This is a genomic window from Arthrobacter sp. Y3223164 (genome assembly GCF_059091005.1).
The window spans coordinates 1-9,389 of the sequence record NZ_JBNHGF010000084.1 but is presented as its reverse complement, the minus strand read 5'-3'; the positions used below and the strand labels follow the sequence as shown (position 1 = coordinate 9,389).

Here is a 9,389-nt window from a genome sequence, read left to right as displayed (position 1 = left end):
TCGGGTGTTCGGAGCCGGCCTCTACCGCGCCGGCCAGCAGCAGGACCTCGTCTTCGCCGCGGTCCGCCAGGGCCAGCACGCCCTCCACTGCCTGCCGCCCGGTGGTCACGGTGCCGGTCTTGTCCAGCACGATGGTGTCCACGTGCCGGGTGTCCTCGAGGATCTGCGGCCCCTTGATCAGGATGCCCAGCTGCGACGCCCGGCCGGTGCCGGTGAGCAGGGCGGTAGGCGTGGCGAGCCCGAGCGCACAGGGGCAGGCGATCACCAGCACGGTGACTGCCGCGGTGAACGCCGCCTGCAGGTCGCCGGTGAAAACCATCCAGAGGATGAAAGTGACGACGGCGATGACCAGCACCACCGGGACAAAGACGGAGCTGATCCGGTCGGCCAGCCGGGCAATCGGGGCCTTGCCGGCCTGCGCCTGGCTGACCAGGCGGCCCATTTGCGCCAGCGTGGTGTCCGAGCCGACCCGGGTGGCGCGGACCAGCAGCCGGCCGGAGGTGTTGATGGTGGCACCGGTGACCGTGTCGTCCACATCCACTTCTACCGGCACGGATTCGCCGGTGAGCAGCGACGTGTCGACGGCGGAGTGCCCGTCCACCACGTAGCCGTCGGTGGGGATCTTTTCGCCCGGCCGGACCACCATGATGTCGCCCGGGACCAGGTCGGCGGCCGCCACCTTCACCTCGGCGCCGTCCCGCAGCACGGTAGCGTCCTTCGCGCCCAGGTTGAGCAGCGACTTCAGGGCGTCGCCGGCCCGCTGCTTGGCGTTGGCTTCCAGATAGCGGCCCAGCAGCAGGAAGGTGACCACGACGACGGCCACCTCGAAGTACAGTTCGTGCTCGGACATGTTGCCGCCCACGTGTTCGGTCAGCATTGGATCTATGACCAATTGCCAGGCGGAGAAGAAGAAGGCGGCCAGCACGCCGAGGGACACCAGCGTGTCCATCGTGGAGGCGAAATGCCGGGCGTTGATCGCCGCGGCGCGGTGGAACGGCCAGGCCGCCCAGAACACCACCGGGATGCTGAGCGCGAATGCCACCCAGCCCCAGTGCGGGAACTGCGCGCCGGGGATCATCGACATGATGAAGATCGGCAAGGTCAGGACGGCGGCCGTCCAGAGGCGCGGACGCAGCTGGCCGGCGGTGCCGCCGTGGGCCATGTGGTCCTCACCCTCCACGTGATCGGCGTGAGCGGCGTGCTCGCCGTCGTCACCCCGGCCGGCGTCCCCGGAGTGGTCGTGGTGGTCCTGGTCGCCGGGGCCGGTGCCGTGGTCCGCCTCCGGGTTCCCGTCGCGCCCGTGGCCCCTATCCCCGTGCCGTGGGGCGGGCGCGGAGTGCGGCTGCGGCTTCACCCGGGCCTTGTAGCCGGTGGCCTTCACCGTGTCCACCAACTGCTGGTTCGTGACGCCGTCCGGGACGAGCACGACGGCGGACTCCAGGGGCAGATTGACGCTTGCCTGGACTCCTTCGATCTTGCCGAGCTTGCGTTCCACCCGGTTCACGCAGGAGGCGCACGTCATGCCCTCGATCGCCAGTTCGACGGTTCTGGTCGGGTTCGGTTCTGCTTCAGGATCCATGGTGCCGGGATGGGAGGACATCGGTTGGTTGTCTCAATTCTGCGTGGGACGGTGCGGGGGCAGCGCGTCCGCTGGTTCGCGAAAAAAGGGGGGGCCGACGGCGGCCGGAGGGCACCGTCGTCGCACTGGCCAAAGGCCGTCTGGCCTGAAGCGATCTGGAGCTAGGCGTTCTGCGCGACGACGGTGTACCCGGCCTCGGCGACGGCCTCGCCAATCTGGGCCGGGTCAAGATCCGCCTCGGAACTGACCGTCGCCGTGGAGATTCCGCCCTTGTTGAGTTCGATGCTGACGCCGCGGACGCCGTCGAGGGCCTGCAGTTCTTCCGTGACGGCGTCCACGCAGTGGCCGCAGGTCATGCCGTCGATGCTGATGGTGGTGGTGCTCATGACTGTCTCCTTGGGGTTGGGTTCGCGGGGAAGGTCAGCGCAGCAGTCGGCCGATGGCGTCCGAGGCTTCCTTGACCTTGTCCTCGACGATTTGCGGGTCGCCGCTGAGTTCGGATTCCTTGGCGGCGCCGATGACGCAGTGTCCGATGTGGTCCTCGAGCAGGCCAACGCTCACCGCGTGCAGGGCCTTGTTGACGGCGGCGACCTGGGTCAGGATGTCGATGCAGTACTTGTCGTCCTCCACCATGCGGGCGATGCCGCGGACCTGGCCCTCAACGCGCTTGAGCCGGCGCAGGTACGCCTCCTTGTCCGACGTGTACGCGTGCCCGATGTGCTCGTCGGCAGGGGCGGTGACGGTTTCGGTTTCCGCAGGCCGTGCTGTGTGGCTCATGGCTTCCTCAATCGGTGGGCTATGCCACCAATCTATACCCCCTAGGGGTATCGCGCAAGGGCGCCGGCCGCGCCCCGAGTCACTGGTGCTGCGGGACGCGCAGCGTTCGGAAGGCGAGCCAGGCTGCCGCGACCATGAGAACCGCGGCCAGTCCGGCGGTGACGGTCACGCCGCTGTCGAAAGCATGGACCGCGGAATCTAACAGGGCGGCCCCGGTGCGTTCGGGCAGCTGCCCGGCAACGGTGATGGCGCCGCCGAGGGTCTCGCCGGCGGCTTGCTGCTGTTCGGCGTCCAGCCCGGCGGGCAGGGCGATGTTCCGTCGGTAGGCACCGACCAGGATGCTGCCGAGCACGGCGGTCCCGAAGACAGAGCCCACTTCGTAGGCCGTCTCCGACACGGCGGAGGCGGCGCCGGCCTTGGCCGCGGGGACGCTGGACAAAATGAGGTCGTTCGAGAGCGTCTCGGAGGCGCCGACCCCGGCGCCGAGCAGCGCGAAGGCCGCCATCAGGGTCACCGCTGGGGCGTCCGGGGACGACGCCACCAGGGCGTAGGCCGCCGCGGACAGCAACAGGGCGCAGGCCACCAGCCGGTGCGGGGCAATCCGGCGCACCAGCGGCACCGCGAGCAGGCCGGCCGTTATGGTGACCGCCAGGCCGGGCAGCAGTACCAGGCCGGCCCGCAGCGGGCTGAGGCCGAGGACCAACTGGAGATGCTGGGAGACGAAGTACAGGAAGCCGACCAGGGAGAACACGGCCAACAGGTTGACCAGCACGGCGCCGGTGAAGGGGCGGTGGCGGAACAGGCGGACATCCAGCATCGGGTTCGCGCGGACCAGCTGGCGGCGGACGAACAGCCAGCCGGCCAGGATGCCGAGGGTGAACGTTGCTGCCGCAAGGGCGGGATTTCCGCCGCCGGCCAGCTGCTTGATGGCGTAGACCACGGGGAGCAGGGCGGCGACGGAGAGCAGGATGCTGGCCGCGTCGATAGGGCCGGGCTCGGGATCGCGCGACTCGGGCACGAACGCCGGCGTCAGCACCAGCATGGGCAGCAGCATGGGGACCGCGAGCAGAAAGACCGAACCCCACCAGAAGTGTTCCAGCAGCAGGCCGCCCAGCAGCGGGCCGAGGGCGGCGCCGGCGGAGAAGCCGGCGGCCCAGATGGCGATCGCCAGGCGCCGCTGCGCCCGGTCCGTGAAGATGTTCCGGATCAGGGACAGGGTGGCCGGCATCAGCATGGCCCCGAAGATGCCCAGGCCGGCGCGTGCGGCAACCAGCAGTTCGGCGCTGGGGGAGAAGGCGGCCAGCGCGGACAGTGCGGCGAAACCGGCCGCGCCGATCATCAGCATCCGGCGCCTGCCGAACCGGTCGCCCAGGCTGCCCATGGCCACCAGCAGGCCGGCAAGTACCAGGGGGTAGATGTCGATGATCCACAGGAGGGTGGTGCCGCTGGTGCTGAACGCCAGGGAAATCGCGGGCAGCGCGAAGCTGAGCACCGTGTTGTCGACGGCGACCAGCAGGACCGGAAGCATCAAGACCGCCAGTGCGGTCCATTCTCGGCGCCCGGCGCGCTGGGTGACGGTAAGCATGGTGGGTCTTTCGGAATCGGGGAAGTCGGATCTACTGTACCGTCTGGACGGTTTACCTGCAAAGCGGCAGCTCCGCGGGCGGGGGGAGTCCTAGGATGGGTGAATGGCCAGTGCGAGAGACCGGATCCTCGACAACTTCGAGGACATCCTGATCAAAGAGGGCGAGCGAGCCGCCACGATGGACGCCGTCGCGGCGGCGGCCGGGGTGTCGAAGGGCGGGCTGCTGTACCACTTTCCGTCCAAGGAGGCGATGGTGGACGCCCTGTGCGAGCGGCTCTCCGCGCTGACCGCCGCCGACGCGGAGCAGATCATCAGTGCCCCGGAAGGAGCGGCCCGCTACTACGTGCGCACGTCCAGGTTCGTCGATTCGCCGCTGGACCGGGCCATCGTGGCCGTGGCGCGCCTGGTCCAGCAAGGCCACCCGTCCGCGGCGAGGACCTTTGCCGGGATCCAGGAACTCTGGCTGGATGCCTTGGAGCAGGCGCTTGGCAGCCGGCCGCTGGCGCAGGCCGTGAAGCTGATCGGCGACGGCCTTTACTACAGCGCAACCTTCTTCTCGCCGGATGCGCAGCAATACCAATTGGCCGACGGCGAGATGGACGCCTTGCTGGAACAGGTCGACACGCTGGTGGGCCGGGGCTGATCCGCGGCCGCCGGACATAGGGTGTTCGGTGGGGACGATAAATCGTTTACGCACCGGAGAGGAACCACATGTCTACTCCCACTGGCCACGGGGAGCATCCCGAGCCCGCGGCTTCCCAGCCGCAGTCCACGCAGGGCGCCTACCCCGCCTACCCCGCCCACCCGCAACAGGACGCCTACCCCGCCTACCCGCAACAGGGCGCCGGCCAGGCATACCAGCAACCAAACGAGCCTTACGGGTACCCGGGACAGCCCGGTCCCGGGCAACCCGTTCCCGGCAGGACCATGGGGATCGTCGGCTTTATCCTGTCCCTGCTCGGACCGCTGACGGTGGCCGGGCTGATCGTCAGCATCATCGGCATGGTGCAGTCCAAGCGCGCGGGTGCCAAAAACGGCTTTGCGCTCGCCGGCATCATCATCGGCGCTGTGGGCACGGTGCTGTTGATGCTGTTCATCATCATCGCGCTGGCAGGCGTCGGTTACCTCATGGAAGCCTGTGGCGAGCTGGGACCGGGCACTCACGTCGTGGACGGCGTCACCTACACCTGCAGTTAACGCGCCACCTGGCGGGGCCGGGAGCCGGGATTGACGGGCTGAATTTCGCCGTGTCCGTACCTGGGTCAGGTCAGTACACTGGAACGCATGACCGAGCAGGAACCGGGACCTGCCGGGGCCCCGGCTCACCAGGAGCGTGCGGGTCTTACCGCGGGGGCGGCCGGTACTTCGGTGCCGATCGGGGACGGCGAAGCACCGAACCTGGTCGATCCAGCCGCAGTCGACACGACCGTGCGCAGCCCTGCACAGCGGTACCGCACGTTCATGGGGATCCTGGTGAATACGGCCCTGGCCAACATCACCACCAGCTACCTGTGGTTCGCGTTGACGTTCTGGGTGTACCTGGAGACGCGCAACGTGATCGCCACCGGAGTGATCGGCGGGGCATACATGCTGCTGATTGCGCTTTCCAGCATCAGCTTCGGCACGTTCGTGGATCGCTACCGCAAGCTGGCCGTGATGCGCTTCGCCGCCGTTTTCACCTTGGCGATGTTCCTTCTGTCCGGGGCCATGTTCCTGTTGATCCCCCAGGCCTGGCTGCTGGACCTCACCCGGCCGTGGTTCTGGGTCTTCTCCCTGATCATTCTGATCGGCGCGGTGGTGGAGAACATGCGCAACATTGCCCTCTCCACCACGGTGACCATCCTCGTCGACCCGGAGCGGCGGGCCAATGCCAACGGTCTGGTGGGCATGGTGCAGGGCCTGGCCTTCATCGTTACGTCGGTGCTATCGGGGCTGTCGGTAGGCCTGCTCGGCATGGGCGGGACAATCGCGGTCGCCTTGGTGCTCACGGCGCTCGCCTTCCTGCACCTGCTCACCCTGCGCATGCCGGAGGAGGTGCGCGCGGCCGCCACGGACGCACGCGGCAGCTTCGACCTGCGCGGTTCCATCGCCGCCGTGCTGGCCATCGCCGGACTGTTCGCGCTGATCCTGTTCTCCACCTTTAACAATTTCATCGGCGGGGTTTACATGGCGCTCATGGATCCCTACGGGCTGGAACTGTTCCCCGTGGAGCTGTGGGGCGCGTACCTCGCGCTCGGCTCCACCGGATTCATCGTGGGCGGCGCGGTGATCGGCAAGTTCGGGCTCGGGCGTAATCCGCTGCGCACCATGCTCATCGCGGTGATCGTGATGGGGGCCCTCGGCGCGGTGTTCACGCTGCGCGAGTGGGCCTGGCTGTACATTGCCGGGATCTGGCTCTACCTGGCGCTGGTGCCTTTCGTGGAGGCCGCCGAGCAGACGGTCATCCAGCAGGTGGTTCCGCTGCAGCGGCAGGGCAGGGTGTTCGGATTCGCCATGGCCTTCGAATCCGCGGCTGCGCCGATCACCGCGTTCCTGATCGCACCGATCGCGCAAGTCTGGATCATCCCGTACGCGCGCTCGGTCGACGGCGCCGCCACCCTCGCACCGCTCCTGGGCGAGGGCACGTCCCGCGGCATCGCCCTGGTGTTTCTGGTGGCCGGGATCGTCATGATCGTGGCCGCCCTGCTGGCCTTCCTGACCCCGGTCTATCGTCGGATCTCGGCCTCGTACGCGGAGGCGGCGAGTGAGGCGCCTGCCGAGGCGCCGGGGACGTGAGCCCGGCCGCGGACAGGCTCCGGCATCCAGTCTGGCGTCCCCGTGCGGGCTCTTCTGCCGTGCGGGCCCTACTGCGCGTCCGGGTGCAGGGCCGGCTGCAGTTCTGACAGCAAGTGCTGGACCCGGTGCTTGATGTCGTCACGGATCGCCCGCACGCCGGCAGCGTCCCGGCCTGCGGGGTCGTCCACATCCCAGTCTTCATAGCGCCGGCCGGGGACCACCGGGCATTCGTCGCCGGAACCCAACGTGACCACCATCTGCGCCTTGTTGACCGATTCGTGGGTGACCGCCGTGGGACGCACGGCGGACAGGTCGATGCCCTCTTCGGCCATGGCCTCGACGACGGCGGCGTCCAGCCGTCCCCTTGGCCGGGTTCCGGCCGACCGGGCCTCGATGCCGCCCTCGGCGAGCTGGGAGAGGTAGGCCGCGGCCATCTGTGAGCGGCCGGCATCCCGCACGCCCACGAACAGGACGGTCGGGCGGGTGGTGCCCGTTGTTGAGGCTGTCATGGCGGACCTCCGCGTCGATCGGCTCCCGGCCCGCTGCCGGTGCCGGCTGCTTCTCTTCACTGTGCCAGAACTTCGAGCCGACCCATAGGTTCGCCGGGCAAGAAAGCCGAGCGCCGGCAGCGGGAGCCAGCCGCCATCCCCCGGGCACTCCGCGCCCCGGGGATGGATCCAGGACATCTTCGGGATGCGGCCGGCCGGCAGGGAAACCGGGCCGCGCGGAAGCTACTGCGCCCCGTCGGCGTTGCCCGCCGCGGCGTTCTGCTCCGCGACTGCCTGCATCGCCTCCGGTGACATGTGCATGATCTCCCAGACGTGTCCGTCCGGGTCCGCAATGGCGGCCCCGTACATGCCCGGCATCTCTTCTTCCGCCGGCCGGTAGATGGTGCCGCCGCCCGACGTCGCGTTGGCCACGAACCGGTCCACCTCCTCGGGCGACTCGGCGCTGAGGGCCACCAGCACTTCCTTGGCATCCGAGCCCAGATGCGGAGTGCCGTTTCGGAGGAACTTGCCGAAATGCTCCTGGGTCAGCAGCATCACCACGATTGTGTCGGAAATGACCACCGACGAGGCATCCGGCGAGGAGAAGTCCGGATTCAGCGTATAACCCAGACCGGTGTAGAAGTCCGTGGCCTTCTTCAGGTCGCTGACGGGCAAGTTGATGAAAACCATGCGGTCCATTGGCTGTTCCTTCCAGGCGGGCCCGCGGCCGGCGCGGCGCAAGGGGAGTGCGGACGAGGTCCACTGTGGCACTCCGGCCGGTACGAGCCAACAACTACCGGCAGAGGTAGTTGTCGCCGCTGCCTGCGGCACCCGCCTGCAGGCCTCCCTTGTCCGCGGGAAACCACACACCTACGGTGGAAGTAGTAGCGGCGAGATACAAGGAGGCGCGAGATGGCGGAATTGCGGATTGAACAGTGGTGGCTGAAGCTGCCAACCGGCCACAAGCAGTGGTTCCGGGAAAACCTGAGGGCAGACGTCGTGGACGCGGATGCGGCGGCGGCGGTTTACGAGGCGGGCGGGCCGGACCTGAAGGAAGCAACGCTGCCGGAAGAAGATTGGGAGTTCATCGAGACCCAGTCGGAGTTCGTGGACTGATAACGACGACGGCGACCCGCGGCTCCCGGCGGATCGCCCACGCGGCGGGTAAGTTGGTGTGAAACGGCCCACGTGGCCGCCAGACGACGTGCTCGAAGGGGTGGCCCGATGGCCGGAATCATCATCGTAGGAGTAGACGGCAGCGATACCGCCATGAAGGCGGCGCGCACCGCGGCTAAACTCGCCGCGTCGATGGGCGCCGAGCTCCGGGTGGTTACCGCCCACGAATCCGATGCGACCGAAGTCGTGGAGATCGGCAACGACAAGTGGTTCATCCACGAGTCGGAGCGGGCCGAGAAGGTAGCCAGGGACGTCGCGGCAGAACTGGGCGCGGAGGGCCTGAGGACCAGCTACACGGCGGTGCTCGGCAAGCCCCAGGACGCGCTGGTGGCAGAGGCGGAACGCGTCAACGCCCGCCTGATCGTGGTCGGCAACGTGGGCATGCAGGGGCTGGGCCGGGTGCTCGGCAGCGTGGCCAGTTCCGTGACCCACAAGGCCGCCTGCGACGTCTACATCGCCAAGACCGCCGGTACCGCCGGCTGATTCTGAGGATCGTGAACGAACTGCAGGTGGCCGGCCGTGCCCAGGTGCCGCCGTTCCAAGTGATGAGCATCCTGGACCGGGTCGCGCAGATGCGCGCTGCCGGCCGGGACGTGGTGTCGTTGTGCGCGGGGGAACCTGCGGGCGGCGCCCCGCGGGCAGTGTCCGAGCGGGCCGCCGAGATCCACGCCTCCGGCCGGCCGCTGACCTACACCAGCGCGCTTGGCATCCAGGAGCTGAGGGCAGCGATCGCGGGCCACTACCGGCGCTGGTACGGGTTGGACGTGGCGGCGGAGGAAGTGGCCGTGACCACGGGGTCATCCGGGGCCTTCATGTTGGCGTTCCTGAGCGCGTTCAATGCGGGCGACCGGGTGGCGCTGGCGCGGCCGGGCTATCCGGCCTACCGGAACATTCTGCGAGCGCTCGGCTGCGAGGTGGTGGAGATCGACTGCGGTCCGGAAGCCCGCTACCAGCCGACGCCGGAACTGCTGGCCGCAGCGGCGGCGGCCCATGGGCCGCTGGCCGGCCT

General features: G+C 68.6%; 12 protein-coding genes. 6 read left to right on the top strand and 6 right to left on the bottom strand.

What is annotated here, in order from left to right; genetic code table 11:
• The 4 genes from AC5RUJ_RS06715 to AC5RUJ_RS06700 all read right to left on the bottom strand — a co-directional run.
• Positions 1-1,600, bottom strand: a 1,600-nt coding sequence (locus AC5RUJ_RS06715; RefSeq protein ID WP_494155694.1) for a heavy metal translocating P-type ATPase, incomplete at its 3' end; no start/stop codon positions are given.
• Between the two features lie 140 nt (positions 1,601-1,740).
• Positions 1,741-1,965 carry a heavy-metal-associated domain-containing protein gene (locus AC5RUJ_RS06710; RefSeq protein WP_494001083.1) on the bottom strand — a complete coding sequence of 75 codons (225 nt, stop codon included), beginning with the start codon at positions 1,963-1,965 and terminating at the stop codon, positions 1,741-1,743.
• A gap of 34 nt (positions 1,966-1,999) precedes the next feature.
• Positions 2,000-2,356, bottom strand: a complete 357-nt coding sequence (locus AC5RUJ_RS06705; protein WP_494101805.1) for a metal-sensitive transcriptional regulator — start codon at positions 2,354-2,356, stop codon at positions 2,000-2,002.
• 79 nt (positions 2,357-2,435) lie between these two features.
• Entirely contained in the window at positions 2,436-3,941 is a 1,506-nt protein-coding gene (locus tag AC5RUJ_RS06700) for an MFS transporter (RefSeq protein WP_494074579.1), read from the bottom strand.
• 103 nt (positions 3,942-4,044) lie between these two features.
• On the opposite strand from AC5RUJ_RS06700, the gene AC5RUJ_RS06695 reads away from it, so the two are divergent.
• From AC5RUJ_RS06695 to AC5RUJ_RS06685, 3 genes are all read left to right on the top strand, one after another.
• Positions 4,045-4,584, top strand: a complete 540-nt coding sequence (locus tag AC5RUJ_RS06695; RefSeq protein WP_494001080.1) for a TetR/AcrR family transcriptional regulator — start codon at positions 4,045-4,047, stop codon at positions 4,582-4,584.
• 68 nt (positions 4,585-4,652) lie between these two features.
• Complete coding sequence (locus AC5RUJ_RS06690; RefSeq protein ID WP_494127640.1) at positions 4,653-5,138, top strand: DUF4190 domain-containing protein; 486 nt, start codon at positions 4,653-4,655, stop codon at positions 5,136-5,138.
• A gap of 264 nt (positions 5,139-5,402) precedes the next feature.
• Positions 5,403-6,716, top strand: coding sequence for an MFS transporter (locus AC5RUJ_RS06685; protein ID WP_494127709.1), 1,314 nt, complete (start codon positions 5,403-5,405; stop codon positions 6,714-6,716).
• A 68-nt stretch (positions 6,717-6,784) separates the two neighbouring features.
• Here the strand turns inward: AC5RUJ_RS06685 and AC5RUJ_RS06680 are convergent, their stop codons facing one another.
• Together AC5RUJ_RS06680 and AC5RUJ_RS06675 are read right to left on the bottom strand one after the other, a co-directional pair.
• Complete coding sequence (locus AC5RUJ_RS06680; RefSeq protein ID WP_494001077.1) at positions 6,785-7,225, bottom strand: arsenate-mycothiol transferase ArsC; 441 nt, start codon at positions 7,223-7,225, stop codon at positions 6,785-6,787.
• 222 nt (positions 7,226-7,447) lie between these two features.
• Positions 7,448-7,903 (bottom strand): VOC family protein, encoded by a 456-nt coding sequence (locus AC5RUJ_RS06675; RefSeq protein WP_494101807.1) that lies wholly within the window; start codon positions 7,901-7,903, stop codon positions 7,448-7,450.
• A gap of 213 nt (positions 7,904-8,116) precedes the next feature.
• On the opposite strand from AC5RUJ_RS06675, the gene AC5RUJ_RS06670 reads away from it, so the two are divergent.
• From AC5RUJ_RS06670 to AC5RUJ_RS06660, 3 genes are all read left to right on the top strand, one after another.
• A complete protein-coding gene (locus tag AC5RUJ_RS06670) occupies positions 8,117-8,320 on the top strand; it encodes a hypothetical protein (protein WP_494001075.1) in 204 nt (67 codons plus the stop codon).
• 108 nt (positions 8,321-8,428) lie between these two features.
• On the top strand, positions 8,429-8,863 hold the full coding sequence (locus AC5RUJ_RS06665) for a universal stress protein (RefSeq protein WP_494001074.1): 435 nt from the start codon (positions 8,429-8,431) through the stop codon (positions 8,861-8,863).
• 62 nt (positions 8,864-8,925) lie between these two features.
• A partial coding sequence (locus tag AC5RUJ_RS06660; RefSeq protein WP_494155695.1) for an aminotransferase class I/II-fold pyridoxal phosphate-dependent enzyme occupies positions 8,926-9,389 on the top strand: 464 nt, incomplete at its 3' end.

Excerpts from the sequence above, each read along its gene's own strand:
- AC5RUJ_RS06710 (WP_494001083.1), bottom strand. The coding sequence starts at position 1,965 with ATGAGCACCACCACCATCAGCATCGACGGCATGACCTGCGGCCACTGC.
- AC5RUJ_RS06705 (WP_494101805.1), bottom strand. The coding sequence starts at position 2,356 with ATGAGCCACACAGCACGGCCTGCGGAAACCGAAACCGTCACCGCCCCT.
- AC5RUJ_RS06700 (WP_494074579.1), bottom strand. The coding sequence starts at position 3,941 with ATGCTTACCGTCACCCAGCGCGCCGGGCGCCGAGAATGGACCGCACTG.
- AC5RUJ_RS06695 (WP_494001080.1), top strand. The coding sequence starts at position 4,045 with ATGGCCAGTGCGAGAGACCGGATCCTCGACAACTTCGAGGACATCCTG.
- AC5RUJ_RS06690 (WP_494127640.1), top strand. The coding sequence starts at position 4,653 with ATGTCTACTCCCACTGGCCACGGGGAGCATCCCGAGCCCGCGGCTTCC.
- AC5RUJ_RS06685 (WP_494127709.1), top strand. The coding sequence starts at position 5,403 with ATGGGGATCCTGGTGAATACGGCCCTGGCCAACATCACCACCAGCTAC.
- AC5RUJ_RS06680 (WP_494001077.1), bottom strand. The coding sequence starts at position 7,225 with ATGACAGCCTCAACAACGGGCACCACCCGCCCGACCGTCCTGTTCGTG.
- AC5RUJ_RS06675 (WP_494101807.1), bottom strand. The coding sequence starts at position 7,903 with ATGGACCGCATGGTTTTCATCAACTTGCCCGTCAGCGACCTGAAGAAG.
- AC5RUJ_RS06670 (WP_494001075.1), top strand. The coding sequence starts at position 8,117 with ATGGCGGAATTGCGGATTGAACAGTGGTGGCTGAAGCTGCCAACCGGC.
- AC5RUJ_RS06665 (WP_494001074.1), top strand. The coding sequence starts at position 8,429 with ATGGCCGGAATCATCATCGTAGGAGTAGACGGCAGCGATACCGCCATG.